Raw genomic sequence first — 18,497 nt, forward strand, 5'->3', positions numbered from 1 at the left:
TGGAACGCGCCCGAGGCGATGAACAACACGTGGTCGGTGCGCACGGCGCCGTGCTTGGTGGCAACGGTCGTGCCTTCGATCAGCGGCAGCAGGTCGCGCTGCACGCCCTCGCGCGACACGTCGGCGCCGCCGCGCGTGTCGCTGCGCGCGGTGATCTTGTCGATCTCGTCCAGGAAGACGATGCCGTTCTGCTCGACGGCAGAAATCGCATTGGCGACGACGCTCTCCTCGTCCAGCAGCTTGTCGCTCTCCTCGGCGATCAGGATGTCGTAGGACTCGGCGACGTTCATGCGGCGCTTCTTGGTGCGCCCGCCCATCGCCTTGCCGAAGATGTCGCCGAGATTAAGCATCCCCATAGAGGCGCCGGGCATCCCGGGGATCTCCATGGTCGGCAGTTGCATGCCGCCGGCGTCATGCACCTCGATCTCGACTTCCTTGTCGTCCAGTTCGCCCTGGCGCAGGCGGGTGCGGAACTTCTGCCGCGTGTCGGCGCTGGCGTTGGTGCCGACCAGTGCGTCGAGCACGCGCTCTTCGGCCTGCAGTTCGGCCTTGGCCTTCACCTGCTGGCGCATGCGCTCGCGCGTCATGTGGATCGAGATCTCGGTCAGGTCCCGGACGATCTGCTCGACGTCGCGGCCGACATAGCCGACCTCGGTGAACTTGGTCGCCTCGATCTTGACGAACGGCGCATCGGCGAGCTTGGCGAGCCGGCGGCTGATCTCCGTCTTGCCGCAGCCGGTCGGTCCGATCATCAGGATGTTCTTCGGCGTCACCTCGTTGCGCAGCTCTTCGGACAGGCGCTGGCGCCGCCAGCGGTTTCTGAGCGCGACCGCGACCGCGCGCTTCGCCTCTTTCTGGCCGATGATATGCTCGTCGAGCGCGGCCACGATGGCTTTCGGGGTAAGGGCGTCGTTCATGGAAATCCTGGAATAGTGTATCGGGGTTGGGGTGAAGATGGGGCGTGCGAGGCGACCGTCAAGCCGGAGGCGCGCAGCGAAAGGCGTCGAACAGCTGGCGATGCCGGTCGAAGATGCGATCGGCGGCGGTCGCGCTCGGCGCGGTCGACCATTCCCCGCGTTCGGCTGTGCCGCCCAGAATGATTCCGTCCCGGCGGGAGAACATGTAGATGCCGCCCGGCGCGCTGACCGCATAATCGACCTCCGGTTGCGGCAGGAGGATTTCGAGCTGGCCGCGCATCGGCACCAGTTCCTCGTCGCCGAACAGCGCCTTCGCGCCGAGCCCGGTGCAATTGAAGATCAGGGTTTCGGGAAGCGCGGCCAGCTCCGCGGCGTCCCGAAAGGAGCGGATCGCGATCTCGCCGCCCGCGAGGCGGATATCGTCGAGCATCTGGCGCAAGAACACCGGCGTTTCGATGATCATTCCGTCATATTGACGGACGAAGGGCGCGGCAAATGGGTGCGCGTCGGGCTCTATCGACCGGGCCTCGGGCATCATGCCGGCGATCAGCCGGTCGGTCGTGCCCGGGCCGGAGGCGCGTCGGCTGAGTTCGTAGTTGCGCATCCAGCGGACGCCGTAGCGATCGCCGATCATGATCTGGAAGCGGCGATAGCTGTAGGCCGCCGCGGTCACCAGTTGCCGCTCGAAAGCCGGCGTGAGGGCCGCGCGACGATAGACGAGCGAGGGATACCATTGCCCGCCGGCGATATCGGACGTCGTGTGCGGCGGCAGCTGTTCGGCATAGATGCGCACCGGATAGCCGGCCTCCTGCAGCAGCCGCGCCGTGGTCAGGCCCATGACGCCCGCGCCGATCACGGCGACCGGGCCGCTATGACCCGGCAGTCCCGCGTCCAGCGCCAGCCGGCTGCTGCCCCAGCTCAGGGTAATGCCGGCACCGCCATGGCCGTAATTATGGACGAGCCGCTTGTTGCCAAGGGCCTCGGCCCGCACGACGAAACCGGAATCGCGAAACGGGCGCAGGCCGACAAGCGTCCGGATATGGCGCTCGCGCCGCACATCGACGGGATGAAGGCGACAGCCGGGGGGCGGCCCGGCCGCGCGGCCCGCCGTCGTCGTACAACCCTGCAACGCCAGCCCTCCGAGAAGCGCGCCCGTTGCCGTGAGCAGGGCGCGCCGGTCGATGGCCTGGCTAGCCGGCATTCTCGATCATCTCGATCGTCAGCTGGTCGTTGGTGTAGACGCAGACCTCCGCCGCGATGGCCATGGCGCGGCGGGCGATCGTCTCGGCGTCCTGTTCGTAATCCTTCAGCGCGCGGGCCGCGGCCAGCGCATAATTACCGCCCGAACCGATCGCGGCGACGCCGTTTACCGGCTCCAGCACGTCGCCATTGCCGGTCAGGATCAGCGTGATCTCCTTGTCGGCGACGATCATCATCGCCTCGAGATTGCGCAGATATTTGTCGGTCCGCCAGTCCTTGGCCAGTTCGACCGCGGCCCGCATGAGCTGGCCGTTATGGCGTTCCAGCTTGGCCTCGAGCCGTTCGAACAGCGTGAAGGCGTCCGCCGTCGCGCCGGCGAAACCGCCGATGACCGAGCCATCGCCGAGCCGGCGAACCTTTTTCGCGTTGGGTTTCATCACCGTCTGGCCCATCGAGACCTGGCCGTCGCCGGCGATCACGGCCTTGTCCGCATCGCGGACGGCGAGAATGGTGGTGCCGTGCCACGGTGCGCTGCTTCGATTATCGTCCATGAGCGCCGATATATAGCGCGGTGGCCGTCCCGCAAGTTCGGCGCCCGTTAAGTAGCCGGTAACCATTCCGCGTTACGCGTTTTTCATGGGTTTACGGGGATCATCGGGCATGTCTCTCATCGAGGATACGCAGGTTGCGGCATTGCTGGCCGAAGTCAGCGACTTTGGCGTTTTTTCACTCGATACCGACGGTATATGCACGGGCTGGATGCCGATATCGAGCAACTATCAGCTCGCGCCGGTCGACGAGGTTGTCGGCCATCCGCTCGAAAAATTCTACGGACGGGAAGAGCGCGAAGCGGGCGCCTATTGGAAAAATCTCAAGACGGCCAAGGAGAAAGGCCGGTTCGATACCGAAGGCTTTCGCCGACGCTGGGACGGCAGCTATTCCTGGACGCGGATCAGCATCGTCAAGAAGCTGGACGATGCCGGCGAGCATGTCGGCTATGTCGGCGTGGTCTATGATGCGACCCGCCAGCGCGATGCGGCCAAGGCGCTGCACGCCAGCGAAGAGGCGTTCCGCGCGCTCGTCCAGGGCCTGCACGATCACGCCATCTATATGCTCAGCGTTGATGGCCGCGTAACCAACTGGAATGCCGGCGCCGAGCAGATCAAGGGCTATCCCACGGAGGAAATTCTCGGCCAGCATTTCTCGATCTTCTTCACCGAGGACGAACGCGGCCGGGGCGTTCCCGATCAGGTGCTCGAGCAGGCGCGGGTCGCCGGCCGCTATCGCGAAGAAGGCTGGCGGGTCCGCAAGGACGGCGAGAAATTCCGCGCCGAGATCTTCGTTCAGGCGATCTACGACGAGAGCGGCGAAATCCTCGGTTTCGGCAGCATCACGCGCGACGTCACCGAACAATATGAAGCGAAGCAAAGTCTTGCCGCCGCCCAGGAGGCGCTCAACCAATCGGAGAAGCTGCGTTCCCTCGGCGAGCTGACCGGCGGCATCGCGCACGACTTCAACAATCTGCTGACGGTGGTTCGCGGTTCGGCGGAACTGCTGAAAAGCGAGACGCTGTCGGACGACAAGAAGATTCGGCACATAGACGCGATCGTCGAAACCGCCGATCGCGCGGCGGAATTGACCGGACAGCTGTTGTCGTTCGCGCGCCAGCAACCGCTCCAGCCCAAGCGGCTCGATCTCAACGAACTGATTTCCGGCATGTCCGATCTGATGAAGCGCACCCTGGGCGGCGGCGTCAGCATATTGCTGACGCCAAGCTCCGGCCTGTGGGACGTCCGGGCCGATCCGACCCAGCTGGAAAATCTGATCCTCAACGCTGCGATCAACGCGCGCGATGCGATGGACGGCGCGGGCACGTTGACGCTTGCGACACGCAATGTGCACGGCAAGGGCGGGGACGAAGTCTGCCTGTCGATCTCGGATACCGGTTCGGGCATCGAACCCGAAATACTCGAACGGGTGTTCGAACCGTTCTTCACGACCAAGGGGCCCGGCAAGGGCACCGGTCTGGGGCTGTCCCAGGCCTATGGCTTCGCCGCCCAGTCCGGCGGTCGGCTGGAGATCGGCAGCGAAGTCGGGCGCGGCACGACGCTGAGCCTGTACCTGCCCCGGGCCGAAGCCAAGCCGAACATGAACCAGAGTGCCCGAACCCGGAAGGCCGATCGCGATGTGCCGCGCGGCACCCGCGTACTCTTGGTCGAGGACAGCCGCACGGTGGCCGTTTTCGCCCAATCGCTTCTCGAAGACATGGGCTGCGACGTCGTCCACGCCCAAAATGCCGAAGAGGCGCTGATCGCGCTGGAAAACGAGCCCGACGGATTCGACATCATCTTCTCCGACATCGTCATGCCCGGATTGAGCGGTCTCGATCTCGCCGCACGGGTCCGCAGCCAGAAACCGACGCTGCCGATCCTGCTGGCCACCGGCTACAGCGAGGCGGCGGCGCGCGGCGAGGGCAGCGAATTCCCGATCCTGCCGAAACCGTACAAGCGCGACATATTGTCCGCGAAATTGTGCGAGACGATGAACGCGTTCAGTCAGGCCGCCTGACCGAAAGCCGTCCTACAGCTCGAGCGGGCCGCTCGAGAGAATTTCCAGCGTCCGGTCATCCAGCGACTGCCCGGCCAGCGCAGCGTCGCGCTCGCGCAGAAGGTCGGATATCTGCTCCCGGAACAGAGCGACCACGGCCGTCAGCCAGCCATTCACGAGAGGATCGCCCGGTGCGTCGGTCACGTCGAACAGATCGAGCCGTTCGACGATCTCGGCGGCCGGCATGAAATATTCGTTGGTGACCCAGCGATTGGTCGTGAACCAATGGGTCGGAATCCCCTGGACGTCGCAGGACAGGGCGATGAAATGGACGACCTTGGCCGGGCTCTTGCCCTTCTTGTTCCGGGGCTCGGGAATGGCGAGCGGCTCGATGCCGCCGAAGGCAGCGAGCGGCAGAAACAGGTGAAAATGGCCATGTTCGCCCGGTTCGCGCTGTTCGGGCGGATGGGCGTGATAGAACCAGCGCGACCGGTTCGACGGGCTGACCGCATCCTTTTCCGGATAATGGTCCCATTGCCGAAAATCGCTGTCCGGCGGCACGACCCGGGGGACGAGCGAAACGCCCTGCGACGCCATCCGCTCGGTCAGAGCAAACAGCGTCGCTTCAGCGTCGCCGGCTATCGCGCTGCGCAACAGCCTTCATGGGCCGCGCAACAGCCTTCGGCCGCGGCGGTTTCGGCGGCGGCGCAACAGCCTTCGTGATCGGCTGCGGCGCAGCATCCTGCGGCCGCGCAGCAGCCCTCATGATCGGCGGCACAGCAGCCGCCCGCGGCAGCGCAGCAACCGGCCGCGCTCTCGGCCGCGGCGGCGGCGCAACAGCGCGCCCCGCAGCTACAGGCCTGCAGGGCCGGTGCGGCCAGCGCGAGCCCGCCGGCGACGGCGAGCATCGAGCCGAGGCTGCGTTTTTCGGTTTTGTCAGGCATTGGTTTCTCCCTCATGTATCTTGGCTATCCGGGTTCGCCGGTATCGGGAGGGGGGTTACACCCGCCCTGCCGGTTTTCGACCGGATAGCTGGCCACGGGTGAGCGGTTCCGATGCCCGTCGGCGCCTGCCTACCGGTCGACGCCCTACCGGTCGACGCCCTTGATCTTTCCCCACTGGCGGGCGGCCGTATAGCCGAGATAGCCGGTGCCGAACAGGGCGTAGAGCGGCTCGGGAATACCCTGCAGATAGGCGTTCATGCCGGCTGCGATGTCCTGCGCGGCCTCGGGCCGGACCGCCGCGATCAGGCCCATGGGCAGCGCCCAGAGCAGCAGGATGTACATCACGTAGAGGAAGCTCGGCCGCGCCCGGCTCGTCCAGGCATCGGTCGACTGCGCCTCGGCGACGATCGCCGACAGCTGGGTGCGGACCGTTTCCGCCGTCTGGGTGCCCTCCAGTTTCAGCAGTTCGAGCTTGGCCCGGTCGCGGGCTTCGCGATCGGGCAGCACCCGGTCGATAACGGTGGCAAGCGGGCCGAGAAGGCCGGATATGATGGACATGTCTCTCTCCATGGTGAATCGATGGAGCAATAAATAACCTATATGGATATCTGTAGGACAGCGGAATATGCGGTTCGCGATGCGGATGCTGCGAGCGCCGCGACGAAAGGGAAACGGATTGGACGGTCGGCGGGGGTGGCTGGTCGGGGCGACTGGATTCGAACCAGCGACCTCCACACCCCCAGTATGATGCGCTACCAGGCTGCGCTACGCCCCGACCAAGGGGGCGCGATGTAAATCCGATGCGCCGCCAATGCAAGCGCGGCGTGTGCGCCCGTCAGCTTACATCCCCGCCGTTTCCGATCAGCCGCCGATAAAGGTGGCGAATTCGGACACCGGCACCCGGTCGGTCCGGAGGCTGTTGATCGGCGCGTCGGGATCGTGGTGGCCGAGCGCCAGGCCGCAATAGAGCATCTGCTCGTCGGGCACGCCGAGCCATGGCCGCACCGTCTCGTGGAGGATCGCCCAGGCTTCCTGCGGGCAGCTGTCGATGCCCTCGGCCTGCGCGGCGAGCATCAAGGTCTGGATGAACATGCCGAGATGCGCCATCTGACCGTTACCGACGGCGAGCGCCCGGTCGATCGTGAAGAACATGCCGACCGGCGCGTCGAAGAAGCGGAAATTGGACGCCATCTGCATCATCCGCCCCGCCTTGTCGTCGCGGGCGATGCCGGCCGCGCCGAACATATCCTCCGCATTGCGCAGCCGCCGGGCCATATGCGTTTCGCCCATGCCCGCCGGATAGATTTCGAATTCCGCGGCGGTGAGATCGACGCCGCCAGCAATCGCCTCGAGCGCCAGCCGCTTCAGCTCTTCGAGCTTCTCGCCCATCACGACATAGACGTTCCATGGCTGCATGTTGCTGCCCGAGGGCGATCGGCTGGCCAGCGCGAGCAGGCGTTCGACCGTCGCCCGGTCGACCGGCGTGTCGAGAAAGGCGCGGCGGGACTGGCGGGCTTCGATCGCCGCTCTGACGGTCAGTTCCTCCATCGGCTCAATCGTCCCCCATCAGCGTGCGGTCATGTTCGGCGGTATAGCTTTTCACGCTGATGCCGAGAATCTTGGCACCGGACAGGGCCTGGTTGAACGTCGCCATGTGCGGGCTCCGGAAATGGGCGTCGAGCGCATCCCGGTCTTCCCAGATTTCGGCGATCCGCATGACGTCGGGCTCTTCCATCGCTCGGCCGTAGGAATAGCTGATGCACCCGCTTTCCTTGCGCGTTTCCCCGATCATGGCGACCGCCGCGTCGTGCAGCCGCTCCAGTTCGCCCGGCTCCATCCGGACCCACCCTTCGACGATGATCATGGCATTCCCCTCCATTCCCTATCCGCGAGCCGGTGCTAGCGTGCCGCGGCGGGGATGCAAATTAATTTGCCGGTGACGGATGGCAGTTGCGCGAAACGCACCTTAGGTGATAGAGGCGCGCCACTTGCAAAGGGGCGCACCGTCAAGGCCCCGTCAACCAGCTTCACAGGTCCGATCCATGTCCGCCACTCCCATTCTCGCCGCAGCCGCCCCCTCCGGAGGCGCCGGTTCCTTCATCATCCAGCTCGTCCCGCTGATCCTGATCTTCGTGATCTTCTGGTTCCTGCTGATCCGTCCGCAGCAGAAGCGGATGAAGGAGCACCGGGAAATGATCGCGGCGGTCAAGAAGGGCGATCGGGTCGTGACCGGAGGCGGCCTGCTCGGCAAGGTCACCAAGGTGAATGACGAGGAAGTCGAGATCGATCTCGGCGGCGGCCAGAAGGTCACGGCGCTCAAGGCGACCCTGTCCGACGTCCGCAATCCCAACGCTGCCAAAGCAGCGAACGACTAGGGCGCACCAGCGAACCATGAACGATTTTCCTGCCTGGAAGGTCTGGCTGCTCACGGCGTTGCTCGTCGTCGGCGTGCTGCTGTCCATCCCGAGCCTGCTCACCGAACAGCAGCGGGCCTATATCCCCGATTTTCTGCCGCAGCCGACGATCAACCTGGGTCTCGACCTGTCGGGCGGCGTCCATATCCTGCTCGAAGCGCAGACCGAGGAATTCGAGGAACAGCGGCTCCAGACGATGGCGGACCGCATCGAGGATGCGATGAACGACCAGGAGCCGCGCATCGAGATCGGCGATATTTCGCGCAGCGGCGGCCGCATCACCTTCACCGTGCGCGACGAGGCCCAGCTCGACGAGGCGATGGAGCGCGTCCGTGCGGAAACCCAGCCGGTCGGCTTTACCGGGCAGCGCGATTTCAGCGTCGAAAACGAGGATTCGCTGCGGGTCGTGGTGACGCCCACCCAGGCCGGCACCGACGAAGCCATCAACAATGCGGTCGCGACCGCGACCGAAGTCGTCCGGACCCGGATCGACGAACTCGGCACGCGCGAGCCGACGATCATCCGCCAGGGCGCGGAGCGAATCGTGGTCCAGGTGCCGGGGCTCGACAGCCCGGAATCGCTGATGAGCCTGCTCGGCCGCACGGCCAGCCTCGAATTCCGCATGGTCAATTACGAGGCCGATCCGAACATGGCGCTGGCCTGCCAGGCGCCGATCGGCAGCGAGGCTCTGCCCTATGCGAACCAGGAAGAGGGCGTTGGCTGCGTCATTGTCCAGCGCCGCGTTATGGTCTCCGGCGACCAGCTGGTGAACGCCCAGCAGGGATTCGATCAGCGCACAGGCGAAGTGACCGTCAACCTGACCTTCGACGGGCCCGGCGGCCGCGCTTTCGGAAGGGTGACGCAGGAAAATGTCGGGCGGCCCTTCGCGATCATCCTCGACGGCGAGGTGCTGTCGGCTCCCAATATCAATGAACCGATCCTCGGCGGAAACGCGCAGATCACGGGCAGTTTTTCCGTCCAGTCCGCCAACGAACTGGCGATCGCCCTCAGATCCGGCCGCCTGCCGGTCGAGCTGGCGGTCATCGAGGACCGGACGGTCGGTGCCGAGATCGGCGATGAAGGCGTCCGGCTCGGCGGTCTGGCCGGACTGATCGCGACGGTCGCGGTGATGGCCTTCATGTTCGTCACCTATGGCCGGTTCGGCATCTATTCGAACATCGCCCTCGCGCTGAACCTGTTCCTGATCCTCGCGATCATGGCGATGCTCGATGCGACGCTCACCCTGCCGGGCATCGCCGGCTTCGTCCTCACGGTCGGCGCGGCGGTCGACGCGAACGTGCTGATCAACGAACGCATACGCGAGGAGCAGAGACGCGGGCGCAAGGTGATCGACGCGATCCAGACCGGCTACAAGGAAGCGAGCCGGGCGATCTTCGACGCGAACATCACCAATTTCATCGGCGGGGCGCTGATGTTCTCCTTCGGCTCGGGCCCGGTCCGCGGCTTTGCGGTCGTGCTGGTGGTCGGCATCATCACGTCGGTCTTTACCGCGGTGACCATCACGCGGATGATGGTGTCGGTCTGGATCAAGAACAAACGGCCCAAGGAGCTCGTGGTCTGATGCGTCTTCTCAAGCTTGTCCCGGACACCACGAATATCCAGTTCCTCAAATGGCGGAACGTGGCGATCGCCATTTCGATCGTCCTGACCATCGCGTCGATCGCGCTGACCGTCACCCGCGGCCTCAATTTCGGCGTCGACTTCGCCGGCGGCCAGATGATCCAGGCAACCTTCACCGAGGACGCCGAAGCGCCGGTCGTCCAGCTCCGCCAGGACATCGCCGGGCTGGGCATCGAGGGCGCGTCGATCCAGCGTTTCGGCGACGAAAACCAGGTGTCGATCCGGATGCGGGTCACCGAAGGTGCCGACGACGATCCCGAAATCGCGAACCAGATTTCGACGCGGGTCACGCAGATGATGCAGGCCAATTACGAAGGCGTGCGGATCGATTCGGTCGACTCGGTGTCGGGCAAGGTGTCGGACGAACTGTTCCGCGCCGGCGCACTGGCGCTCGGGCTCGCGATGGTCGCGATCTCGCTCTATATCTGGCTGCGTTTCGAATGGCAGTTCGGCGTCGGCGCGTTGTTCGCGCTGTTTCACGATGTCGCGCTGACCTTCGGCTTCTTCGCGCTGACCCAGCTCGAATTCAATCTCAACATCGTCGCCGCGCTGCTGACGATCATCGGCTATTCGCTCAACGACACGATCGTCGTCTACGACCGTATCCGCGAAAATCTGCGCAAATACCGCAAGATGGAAATCGTGCCGCTGCTCGATCTGTCGGTCAACGAAACGCTGGCCCGGACGGTGATGACCAGCCTGACGATGGTCGTCGCGCTCGTCGTGCTGATATTCGTCGGTCCCGATCTGCTGTTCGGCTTTACCGCCGCGATGCTGCTCGGCATCTTCGTCGGCACCTACAGCTCCGTCTATATGGCGGCGCCGATCCTGATCTGGCTCAAGGTCGGGCCGGATACGTTCGTGCCCGAAGAAGTGTCGGGCGGCCCGAAAGTCCACAAGGAGGGCTACGGCCGCTGATGGTGTCGTTGCAGCGCGAGACGCCTGCCCCCGGTCCGCTGGTCACCGGTTTTGCCGGGAACGGCTTTCGCGTCGACGGCGAGGTCGTCGATGGCGGCCTGTGGCTCACGCCCGACTGGGCCCGCCCATGGGACGCCGCCGGCCCCGATGCGCTCGACGCGGCGGCGCTCGATCCGTTGCTGACGATCGATCCCCGGCCCGAATTCCTGCTGCTCGGCACCGGTAGCCGCCTGCGCCGTCCGTCCGCCGCTTTCATGGCCGCGATCGAAGGCCGCGATATCGGCGTCGAGGCGATGGACAGCCGGGCCGCGGCGCGCAGCTGGGGCCTGTTGCGCGGCGAAGGCCGCTGGTTCGTCGCCGCCCTATTGCCGCTCGACGAGAGCTGAAAGGTGCCGGAACAGCGTTTCGCTGTTCCGCTCCCAGGAAAACCGGTCGACCGTCGCGCGGACCTTTTGCGGGTCCGGCGGATCGGCGAGTATCGAGCGGACGGCCGCGGCGATCGCCTGCGGCTCGCGCTCGACGATGGCCCCGGCTTCGGGCCGGTCGACGAGCTCGGCCGCCCCGCCTGCGTCCGAGATCACGACCGGCGTGCCGGACGCCAGCGCTTCGACCCAGGCGTTGGCGAGGCCCTCCGACGCCGAGGGCAGCGCCATCACATCGGCCGCGGCGAGCAGCTTCGCCACCTCCACATGCGGCAGGTTCCCGGGCAGCCGGACGCGGTCCGCCAGGCCGAGATCGCGCGCCCGCCTTTCGAGCGCCGCCCGGTCTTCGCCGTCGCCGACGCACCAGAGGCTGGCGTCCGGAATGTCGGCGAGCGCCTCGATGACGAGCCGCTGGCCCTTGCGCGGGATCAGCGCGCCGACCGTAACGATCAACGGGCCCTCCACGCCGAGCGCCGCCTTGGCCGCGGCGCGGTCGACCGGGCTGAAGCGGCTCTTGTCGATCCCGGTATAATGGACCGTGATCCTGTCCGCCGCCATGCCCAGCGCGACCATGTCGGCCTTCAGCGCTTCGCTGACGGCGAGCAGCCCGTCGGCGGCATCCGCCGCCGCCAGCACCTGCCGCGCCGAGCCGGTCCGCCGGCCCCAATAATGGATATCGGCGCCCCGCGCCTTGATCGAGAAGGGCACGCCGAACGTCCGGGCAAGCCGCCTCGCCGCCGGCCCGTCCGGATAGAAGAATTCGGCATCGATGACGTCGAACGGGAAACGCGTGCGGATCGCATTCAGCACCGGTTCGAGCGCGCGCGCCATCGCGGCGGGGGCGAGCGGCCCGCCGATCCTCGGTATCGTGCGAAAGCGCGGCCGGTGGATGTTCACGCCCTTCCAGATCTCCTGTTCGGCTATGTCGGCAAAGTCCGCATACCGATTGTGGCGGTCGAGCGGCCATGGCGGCACGCCGATCGGGGCCACGACCTCGAGCTCGACATCGCCGCGCGCCGCCAGCCCCAGCGTCTGGCGTTCGACGAAACCGCCGAAGGTCGGCCGCGACGCGTCCGGAAACAGGGTGGCGAGGGTCAGCACGCGCAGCATCGGCATGCGCTATAGCCGAACATCGCCGGTTCGAAACCCTTTCGGCGATCCGCGAATCTGCTCTCTTGGCGGCGGCGATCCGCTGCGCTAGAGGCAATGCCATGCGTATCCAGTTCCGCCCCGCAGCGATGCTACTTGCCGCTGCCGCCTTCGTTCCGCTCGCCTCGTGCGCCGGTCCGAGCGCCCAAACCCGCGCCGATACCCAATATGTCGCGCGTGACGTCAACACGCTCTACAATCTGGCGAAGGACCGGCTGGACCGGAACCAGTACGGCATCGCCGCCGCGATCTTTTCCGAGGTCGAGCGCCAGCATCCCTATTCGCCCTGGGCGCGGCGGGCGCAGCTGATGGGCGCGTTCAGCTTCTATCTCGCGCGCGAATATCCCGAGGCGATCTCCTCGGCGCGGCGCTTCCTCTCGATCCATCCGGGCAACCGCGACGCGCCCTATGCCTATTATCTGATCGCGGTCAGCTATTATGAGCAGATTTCGGACGTGACGCGCGATCAGTCGCTGACGCGCCAGGCGCAGGCCGCGCTCAACGAGGTCGTCCGCCGCTATCCGGAAAGCGTCTATGCGGCCGATGCGCGGCTGAAGCTCGATCTGGTCAACGATCATCTTGCCGGCAAGGAAATGGAGATCGGCCGGTTCTACCAGCGCCGCCGGCAATGGCTGGCCGCGACCGTCCGCTTCCGCAATGTCGTTGACAGCTATGACACGACGACCCATGCGCCCGAGGCGCTGATGCGGCTGACCGAGAGCTATCTGGCGCTCGGCATCGTCGAGGAAGCGCGCCGCGCCGCGGCCGTGCTCGGCAACAACTATCCCGAATCGCGCTGGTACGACCGCGCGTACGAGCTGATGCAGCGCCATGGCGGCCCCGCGGCGCCTGCTGCCGGCGATTAAGGATGCTGGCCTGACCGGCCGATTGCGCTAAAAGCCGGTTGATGCTGACCGGCCTTTCCATTCGCGATGTCGTGCTGATCGAGGCGCTCGATCTGCAGTTTTCCGACGGGCTCGGCGCGCTGACCGGGGAGACCGGCGCGGGCAAGTCGATCCTGCTCGACGCGCTGGGCCTGGCGCTCGGCGTGCGCGCGGACAGTGGTCTCGTCCGCCAGGGCGCGGAACGCGCCGTCGTCAGCGCCACTTTCGACATCCCGCCCAGTCATCCGGTCGGCATATTGCTGACCGAGAGCGGTCTCGATGCCGAACCCGGCGAGCCGCTGATCGTGCGCCGGATCGTCAAGGCCGATGGCGGCAGCCGCGCGAGCGTCAACGACCAGCCGGTGTCCGCCGCGCTGCTGCGCGAGATCGGCGGGCTGCTCGTGGAGATCCACGGCCAGCACGACGATCGCGGCCTGCTCGACGCCAAGGGCCATCGCGCCCTGCTCGATGCTTTCGGCAAGATCGATCTGAAGCCCGTGGCTGATGCTTGGGCGGCGTGGCGCGCCGCGGAAGCGGCGCTCGCCGAGGCGCGCACCGAGGTCGAGGAGGCCGAGCGCGACCGCGAATTTCTCGACCATGCCGTCGCCGAACTGCGCCAGCTGGCACCGCAGCCCGGCGAGGAGGGTGAACTCGCCGAGGCCCGCGCGACGATGCAGAAGGGCGACCGTATTTCCGGCGACCTTGCCGAGATCGTCGAACTGCTCGACGGGTCGGAGGGCGGGCTCGCGAGACTGCGCCAGGCGGCGCGCCGCGCCGACCGCATCGCCGGCGAACATGAATTGCTCGGCGAGGCGCTGGCGGCGCTCGACCGGGCGCTGATCGAAGCCGATCTCGCGGAGGAGAAGCTCGCCGAGGCCGGGCATGTGCTCGCCTTCGATCCGGCCCGGCTCGACGAGGCGGAAACCCGTCTGTTCGATATCCGTGCGCTCGCCCGCAAGCACCGGGTCGAGCCGGACGACCTGCCCGCGCTCGCGGAGGAGATGGCGGCCAGGCTCGATCGGATCGAGGCGGGCGGCGCGCATCTGGCGGCGCTCGAAGCCGATGTCGGATCGAAGCGGGATGCCTATGTCGCGGCGGCCGAAATCGTGCATGCGCGGCGGACGAAGGCGGCCAGGGCGCTCGACACGGCGGTCGCCGCCGAACTCGCGCCGCTCAAGCTCGATGCCGCGCAGTTCCGGACGGCGGTCGAGACGCGCGACGAGGCGCAATGGACGGCCGACGGGCACGACCGGGTGGCGTTCGAGATCTCGACCAATCCCGGCGCGCCGTTCGGCCCGCTGGCGAAGATCGCGAGCGGCGGCGAACTCTCCCGCTTCATCCTCGCGCTCAAGGTCGCGCTGGCCGAACAGGGCGGGGCCGCGACGATGATCTTCGACGAGATCGACCGCGGCGTCGGCGGCGCGGTGGCGAGCGCGATCGGCGAACGGCTCGCCCGGCTGGCGACAGGCGCGCAGCTGCTCGTCGTCACCCACAGCCCGCAGGTCGCCGCGCGTGCCGGCCATCAATGGCAGATCGCGAAAAGCTCGGACGGCCTCGTCACCCGCACCGGCGTCCGGCGCCTCGACGATGCCGAACGCCGCGAGGAAATCGCCCGGATGCTGTCGGGCGCCAAAATCACCGACGAAGCCCGGGCGCAGGCGGAGCGGCTGCTGGAGAGCATCTAGCTTGGAGGGTTTATGTGGAAAGTAAATGCAGGGCGTAGAAGTGCGCTGGCTGGTGAGTTTTTAGAGCGAGGCGTCGTCGCCATTGGTTGGCGAGAAGTTGGCGATTATTCGAACGCGGAATCAAGTGAAGACGTGCTTGAGAAGGTATCAAAAGCCTATCCCGATCATACAGATCGTCAAAACCAAGTGAGCGCTGGGCAGATCTGGCGATTCCTCAATGAAGTGCAGATCGGCGATCCGGTTTTGACATATGATCCAACGGATCGACTTTATCATGTCGGAGAAATAACCGGCCGACCTCGCTATGCGCCCGATGAAATCGAGGTACTTCCTGTGCAGCGATCGGTCGACTGGCAGTTAACAGTCCCGCGTGACGACCTTTCCGACGCGGCGCGAGGGAGGCTTGGAGCAATTCTGACCTTGTTTAAGCTCGCGTCATCCGCCGCTGCGGAAGTCAATGCACTTGCCCGAGGAGAGCCCATCGATAATCAAGCTGACGCAACATCGAGCGAAACTGTTGAAGACGCCGTCGATCCATTTGAGGGCCTCGAAGATCAGGCCATTGAACGGGTTAAAGACCGGTTACTGGCGCTAGACTGGGAACAGATGCAAGAGATCGTCGCCTCGCTGTTGCGGGCCCTCGGCTACAGAACATCCGTATCCCCGGCCGGACCTGATCGTGGTAAGGACATTATCGCTTCGAAAGATGGTTTTGGGTTCGAGCGTCCTCGGATCGTCGTCGAAGTCAAGCACCGCCGCGCTCAGATGGGCGCGCAAGAGATTAGAAGCTTTCTCGGCGGACGGCACCAGGATGACCGTGGGTTGTATGTCAGCACTGGCGGTTTCACCCAAGAAGCGCGCTATGAAGCGGAACGTGCGTCAACGCTTACTCATTTGATGACGCTGGACGAGTTGGCCCGGGCTTTGATCGAGCAGTATGACCGCCTTGACGAGGAAGGGCGGCGCCTTTTGCCGCTCACGAAAATTTACTGGCCGGCCTGATCAAAACTGCCCGCAAAGCGAATCTCCGTTCCCGTCTGGGATGCGCAAAAGTGTGCGCATCAAGTCATCCGGCCGGCTTGCACCGCCACGATCCCCTGATAGGGTGACGCATCATGACACAAACCCGCCGCGACATGCTGAAACTGGCGGCTGCGATGGCCGCCGCATCGGCCATGGGCGGCGCGGCACGGGCGGAGGGGGATAGTGGAATGTATGGACTGATCGGACAGATGACAGCGACGCCGGGCGACCGTGCGGCGCTGATCGCGATACTGGAACGCGGGACGCGCAATATGCCGGGCAATATCGCCTATGTGATCGCCGAGGATCGCGCGGACGAGAATGCGCTCTGGATCACCGAAATCTGGGACAGCCAGGAAAGCCACGCCGCGTCGCTCGAACTGCCGGGCGTCCAGCAGGCGATCGCCGAGGGCCGGCCGATGATCGCGGGCATGGGCCACCGCTTCGAGACGACGCCCGTGGCCGGTGTCTGAGGCGAAAATTGCCTGTCCTATTCGCGGTATCGCTGGCATCATGCCGCGCCATGGTTGCGATCCTGTCGAAAACCGAAAAAAGCGAGTTTTTCCGCGCGCGTGAAGGTGCGACTTCTTGTGACATCTCGTGCGGAGGGGGGCGGTGAGCGACGTTGAAATATCCGAAGCCGATGCGGCCAACGAGCTGATGCGGCTGGCGAAGCGGATCGCCAGGCACAACACGCTCTACCATGTCGAGGATTCGCCCGAAATCTCCGACGCCGATTATGACGCGCTCGTCCGCCGCAATGCGGAGCTGGAGGCGCAATTTCCGCATCTCGTGCGCGCGGACAGCCCGTCGAAACAGGTCGGCGCCGCGATCGCCCATTCGCCGCTCTCCAAGGTGCAGCATGCGCAGCGGCTCTATTCGCTCGACAACGGCTTTTCGGACGACGATATCGCCGAATTCCTCGCGCGCATCCGCCGCTATCTCAATCTCGCGGAGGCGGAGCCGGTCGCGATGACGGCCGAGGACAAGATCGACGGGCTTTCGCTGTCGATCCGCTACGAAGACCGCAAGCTCGTGCTCGCGGCGACGCGCGGCGACGGGCAGACGGGCGAGGACGTGACCGCCAATGCGCGGACGATCGCCGACATTCCCGACGCGCTGCCCGAAGGCGCGCCGGCTGTCTTCGAGGTGCGAGGCGAGGTCTATATGTCGAAACAGGCCTTTGCCGATCTCAACGCGCGGCAGGAGGAAGCGGACGAGAAGATCTACGCCAATCCGCGCAACGCGGCGGCCGGATCGCTGCGCCAGCTCGATCCGGCCATCACCGAAAGCCGCAAGCTCAATTTCCTCGCCCATGGCTGGGGCGTGGCGAGCGATCTGCCCGGCGAAACGCAGATGGCGGTGATGGACGCGCTCAGGGGCTGGGGCATCCCGGTGTCCGATCATCTCGAACGGCTGGAAACGCTCGAGGCGATGCTCGGACGGTATCGCGAGATCGAGCGGCTGCGCGCCGAAATGCCCTATGATATCGACGGCGTCGTCTACAAGGTCGACCGGCTCGACTGGCAGGCGCGGCTGGGGTTCGTCGCCAAGGCGCCGCGCTGGGCATTGGCCCATAAATTCCCGGCCGAGCGGGCCGAGACGATACTCGAGGCGATCGACATCCAGGTCGGGCGGACCGGCAAGCTGACTCCGGTCGGGCGGCTGACGCCGGTGACGGTGGGCGGCGTCGTCGTCTCCAACGTCACGCTGCACAATCGCGACGAGATCGACCGGCTCGGCGTGCGGCCCGGCGACCGCGTCGTCGTCCAGCGCGCGGGCGACGTCATCCCGCAGGTCGTCGAGAATCTGACGCGCGACGAAGAACGCGATCCGTACGCCTTTCCGGACGAATGCCCGCGCTGCGGTTCCGAAGCCGTGGCGGCCGAGGGCGAGGTCGATGTGCGTTGCACCGGCGGCCTGATTTGCCCGGCGCAGCGCGCCCAGCGGCTCATCCATTTCGTCAGCCGGGGCGCGATGGATATCGACGGGCTCGGCGAGAAGAGCATCCGCGAGTTTTTCGGGCTCGGCTGGCTCGACAGCGGCCCGGCCGACATCTTCCGGCTGCGCGACAAGCGCGACGACCTGCTGGCGCGGGACGGATGGCAGGAGAAGTCGGTGGATAACCTGTTGGCGGCGATCGAGGCGCGGCGAACCCAGTCGTTCGACCGGCTGCTGTTCGGCCTCGGCATCCGCCATATCGGCGATGTCACCGCGCGCGATCTCGCCCGGCATTTCCACGATCCCGAAACGCTGCGCGCCGCGGTGTCCGACATGCGGGTGCGGCGCGACGAACTCGACGAACAGGTCGCGCAGTTGCGCGCGGCGGAGGGCGCGGAAGCGGCCGAAAAGGCGCGGGCCAAGGGGCTGTCGGAGATCGCCCAGTCGCTCGCGATATCCGGCATCGGCCCCACCGTGGTCGAGGCGCTGACCGATTTCTTCCACGAACCGCACAACGAAAAGGTCTGGGCGGACCTGCTCGGCGAGGTCTCGCCGCCGCGCTACGAGGTCGAGGTGCAGGAGAGCCCGGTTTCGGGCAAGACGGTCGTCTTCACCGGCAAGCTTGAAACCATGAGCCGCGACGAAGCCAAGGTGCAGGCCGAACGGCTGGGTGCCAAGGCCGCAGGATCGGTCAGCGCGAAAACCGATCTTGTGGTGGCGGGGCCGGGCGCGGGATCGAAACTCAAAAAGGCGGCCGAACTCGGGATCGAGGTGATCGACGAGGCGGCGTGGGCGGAGATCGTCGCGGCGGC

The 18,497-nt window shown here is 65.9% G+C and carries 19 protein-coding genes and 1 tRNA gene; 10 read left to right on the forward strand and 10 right to left on the reverse strand.

What is annotated here, in order from left to right; genetic code table 11:
* The 3 genes from hslU to hslV form a co-directional block, all read right to left on the reverse strand.
* Positions 1-917, reverse strand: a 917-nt coding sequence (gene hslU / locus ACTS1X_RS14830; protein WP_442615186.1) for an ATP-dependent protease ATPase subunit HslU, incomplete at its 3' end; no start/stop codon positions are given.
* Positions 918-975: 58 nt separating this feature from the next.
* Positions 976-2,118, reverse strand: a complete 1,143-nt coding sequence (locus ACTS1X_RS14835) for an FAD-dependent oxidoreductase (protein ID WP_442615187.1) — start codon at positions 2,116-2,118, stop codon at positions 976-978.
* A complete protein-coding gene (gene hslV / locus ACTS1X_RS14840; RefSeq protein ID WP_442615188.1) occupies positions 2,108-2,668 on the reverse strand; it encodes an ATP-dependent protease subunit HslV in 561 nt (186 codons plus the stop codon). The genes ACTS1X_RS14835 and hslV overlap by 11 nt, the downstream gene beginning before the upstream one ends.
* A 109-nt stretch (positions 2,669-2,777) precedes the next feature.
* Between hslV and ACTS1X_RS14845 the strand changes: the two genes are divergently transcribed.
* The gene (locus ACTS1X_RS14845) at positions 2,778-4,685 is read left to right on the forward strand and encodes a PAS domain S-box protein (protein ID WP_442615189.1); all 1,908 of its coding nucleotides are present in this window, start codon (positions 2,778-2,780) and stop codon (positions 4,683-4,685) included.
* Between the two features lie 12 nt (positions 4,686-4,697).
* Here ACTS1X_RS14845 and ACTS1X_RS14850 read toward each other — a convergent pair whose 3' ends face one another.
* From ACTS1X_RS14850 to ACTS1X_RS14875, 6 genes are all read right to left on the reverse strand, one after another.
* Positions 4,698-5,318, reverse strand: a complete 621-nt coding sequence (locus ACTS1X_RS14850; RefSeq protein WP_442615190.1) for a DUF6969 family protein — start codon at positions 5,316-5,318, stop codon at positions 4,698-4,700.
* Entirely contained in the window at positions 5,303-5,608 is a 306-nt protein-coding gene (locus ACTS1X_RS14855) for a hypothetical protein (RefSeq protein WP_442615191.1), read from the reverse strand. The genes ACTS1X_RS14850 and ACTS1X_RS14855 overlap by 16 nt, the downstream gene beginning before the upstream one ends.
* A 144-nt stretch (positions 5,609-5,752) precedes the next feature.
* Positions 5,753-6,166, reverse strand: a complete 414-nt coding sequence (locus ACTS1X_RS14860; RefSeq protein WP_442615192.1) for a holin family protein — start codon at positions 6,164-6,166, stop codon at positions 5,753-5,755.
* Between the two features lie 140 nt (positions 6,167-6,306).
* A tRNA-Pro gene (locus ACTS1X_RS14865) sits at positions 6,307-6,383 on the reverse strand.
* A gap of 86 nt (positions 6,384-6,469) precedes the next feature.
* Positions 6,470-7,156, reverse strand: coding sequence for a nitroreductase (locus ACTS1X_RS14870; protein WP_442615193.1), 687 nt, complete (start codon positions 7,154-7,156; stop codon positions 6,470-6,472).
* 4 nt (positions 7,157-7,160) lie between these two features.
* Positions 7,161-7,472 carry a putative quinol monooxygenase gene (locus ACTS1X_RS14875; RefSeq protein ID WP_442615194.1) on the reverse strand — a complete coding sequence of 104 codons (312 nt, stop codon included), beginning with the start codon at positions 7,470-7,472 and terminating at the stop codon, positions 7,161-7,163.
* Positions 7,473-7,650: 178 nt separating this feature from the next.
* Here ACTS1X_RS14875 and yajC point away from each other — a divergent pair, with 178 nt between their 5' ends.
* The 4 genes from yajC to ACTS1X_RS14895 are packed head-to-tail and all read left to right on the forward strand — an operon-like array spanning position 7,651 to position 10,967.
* On the forward strand, positions 7,651-7,983 hold the full coding sequence (gene yajC, locus ACTS1X_RS14880) for a preprotein translocase subunit YajC (protein ID WP_442615195.1): 333 nt from the start codon (positions 7,651-7,653) through the stop codon (positions 7,981-7,983).
* A 16-nt stretch (positions 7,984-7,999) separates the two neighbouring features.
* Positions 8,000-9,604, forward strand: a complete 1,605-nt coding sequence (gene secD / locus ACTS1X_RS14885) for a protein translocase subunit SecD (protein ID WP_442615196.1) — start codon at positions 8,000-8,002, stop codon at positions 9,602-9,604.
* Positions 9,604-10,581, forward strand: coding sequence for a protein translocase subunit SecF (secF, locus tag ACTS1X_RS14890; RefSeq protein ID WP_442615197.1), 978 nt, complete (start codon positions 9,604-9,606; stop codon positions 10,579-10,581). Before secD ends, secF begins: the two co-directional genes overlap by 1 nt.
* On the forward strand, positions 10,581-10,967 hold the full coding sequence (locus ACTS1X_RS14895; protein WP_442615198.1) for an Mth938-like domain-containing protein: 387 nt from the start codon (positions 10,581-10,583) through the stop codon (positions 10,965-10,967). Before secF ends, ACTS1X_RS14895 begins: the two co-directional genes overlap by 1 nt.
* Here ACTS1X_RS14895 and ACTS1X_RS14900 read toward each other — a convergent pair.
* Positions 10,944-12,113, reverse strand: a complete 1,170-nt coding sequence (locus ACTS1X_RS14900; RefSeq protein ID WP_442615203.1) for a glycosyltransferase — start codon at positions 12,111-12,113, stop codon at positions 10,944-10,946. The two genes, ACTS1X_RS14895 and ACTS1X_RS14900, sit on opposite strands and share 24 nt — an antisense overlap.
* Positions 12,114-12,214: 101 nt before the next feature.
* Here ACTS1X_RS14900 and ACTS1X_RS14905 point away from each other — a divergent pair, with 101 nt between their 5' ends.
* The 5 genes from ACTS1X_RS14905 to ligA all read left to right on the forward strand — a co-directional run.
* On the forward strand, positions 12,215-13,018 hold the full coding sequence (locus tag ACTS1X_RS14905) for an outer membrane protein assembly factor BamD (protein ID WP_442615199.1): 804 nt from the start codon (positions 12,215-12,217) through the stop codon (positions 13,016-13,018).
* Between the two features lie 41 nt (positions 13,019-13,059).
* Positions 13,060-14,721, forward strand: a complete 1,662-nt coding sequence (gene recN / locus ACTS1X_RS14910; protein ID WP_442615200.1) for a DNA repair protein RecN — start codon at positions 13,060-13,062, stop codon at positions 14,719-14,721.
* A gap of 12 nt (positions 14,722-14,733) precedes the next feature.
* The gene (locus ACTS1X_RS14915) at positions 14,734-15,723 is read left to right on the forward strand and encodes a restriction endonuclease (protein WP_442615201.1); all 990 of its coding nucleotides are present in this window, start codon (positions 14,734-14,736) and stop codon (positions 15,721-15,723) included.
* 113 nt (positions 15,724-15,836) lie between these two features.
* Positions 15,837-16,217, forward strand: a complete 381-nt coding sequence (locus tag ACTS1X_RS14920) for a putative quinol monooxygenase (protein ID WP_442615202.1) — start codon at positions 15,837-15,839, stop codon at positions 16,215-16,217.
* Positions 16,218-16,404: 187 nt separating this feature from the next.
* A partial coding sequence (gene ligA / locus ACTS1X_RS14925; RefSeq protein WP_442615204.1) for an NAD-dependent DNA ligase LigA occupies positions 16,405-18,497 on the forward strand: 2,093 nt, incomplete at its 3' end.

The sequence above is a fragment of the Parasphingopyxis sp. genome (assembly GCF_052168275.1).
Taxonomy (GTDB): domain Bacteria; phylum Pseudomonadota; class Alphaproteobacteria; order Sphingomonadales; family Sphingomonadaceae; genus Parasphingopyxis.

Bases quoted from the DNA above. Each gene is read 5' to 3' on its own strand.
- ACTS1X_RS14835 (WP_442615187.1), bottom strand. From the start codon at position 2,118: ATGCCGGCTAGCCAGGCCATCGACCGGCGCGCCCTGCTCACGGCAACG.
- hslV (WP_442615188.1), bottom strand. From the start codon at position 2,668: ATGGACGATAATCGAAGCAGCGCACCGTGGCACGGCACCACCATTCTC.
- ACTS1X_RS14845 (WP_442615189.1), top strand. From the start codon at position 2,778: ATGTCTCTCATCGAGGATACGCAGGTTGCGGCATTGCTGGCCGAAGTC.
- ACTS1X_RS14855 (WP_442615191.1), bottom strand. From the start codon at position 5,608: ATGCCTGACAAAACCGAAAAACGCAGCCTCGGCTCGATGCTCGCCGTC.
- ACTS1X_RS14860 (WP_442615192.1), bottom strand. From the start codon at position 6,166: ATGTCCATCATATCCGGCCTTCTCGGCCCGCTTGCCACCGTTATCGAC.
- ACTS1X_RS14870 (WP_442615193.1), bottom strand. From the start codon at position 7,156: ATGGAGGAACTGACCGTCAGAGCGGCGATCGAAGCCCGCCAGTCCCGC.
- ACTS1X_RS14875 (WP_442615194.1), bottom strand. From the start codon at position 7,472: ATGATCATCGTCGAAGGGTGGGTCCGGATGGAGCCGGGCGAACTGGAG.
- yajC (WP_442615195.1), top strand. From the start codon at position 7,651: ATGTCCGCCACTCCCATTCTCGCCGCAGCCGCCCCCTCCGGAGGCGCC.
- secD (WP_442615196.1), top strand. From the start codon at position 8,000: ATGAACGATTTTCCTGCCTGGAAGGTCTGGCTGCTCACGGCGTTGCTC.
- secF (WP_442615197.1), top strand. From the start codon at position 9,604: ATGCGTCTTCTCAAGCTTGTCCCGGACACCACGAATATCCAGTTCCTC.
- ACTS1X_RS14895 (WP_442615198.1), top strand. From the start codon at position 10,581: ATGGTGTCGTTGCAGCGCGAGACGCCTGCCCCCGGTCCGCTGGTCACC.
- ACTS1X_RS14900 (WP_442615203.1), bottom strand. From the start codon at position 12,113: ATGCTGCGCGTGCTGACCCTCGCCACCCTGTTTCCGGACGCGTCGCGG.
- ACTS1X_RS14905 (WP_442615199.1), top strand. From the start codon at position 12,215: ATGCGTATCCAGTTCCGCCCCGCAGCGATGCTACTTGCCGCTGCCGCC.
- recN (WP_442615200.1), top strand. From the start codon at position 13,060: ATGCTGACCGGCCTTTCCATTCGCGATGTCGTGCTGATCGAGGCGCTC.
- ACTS1X_RS14915 (WP_442615201.1), top strand. From the start codon at position 14,734: ATGTGGAAAGTAAATGCAGGGCGTAGAAGTGCGCTGGCTGGTGAGTTT.
- ACTS1X_RS14920 (WP_442615202.1), top strand. From the start codon at position 15,837: ATGACACAAACCCGCCGCGACATGCTGAAACTGGCGGCTGCGATGGCC.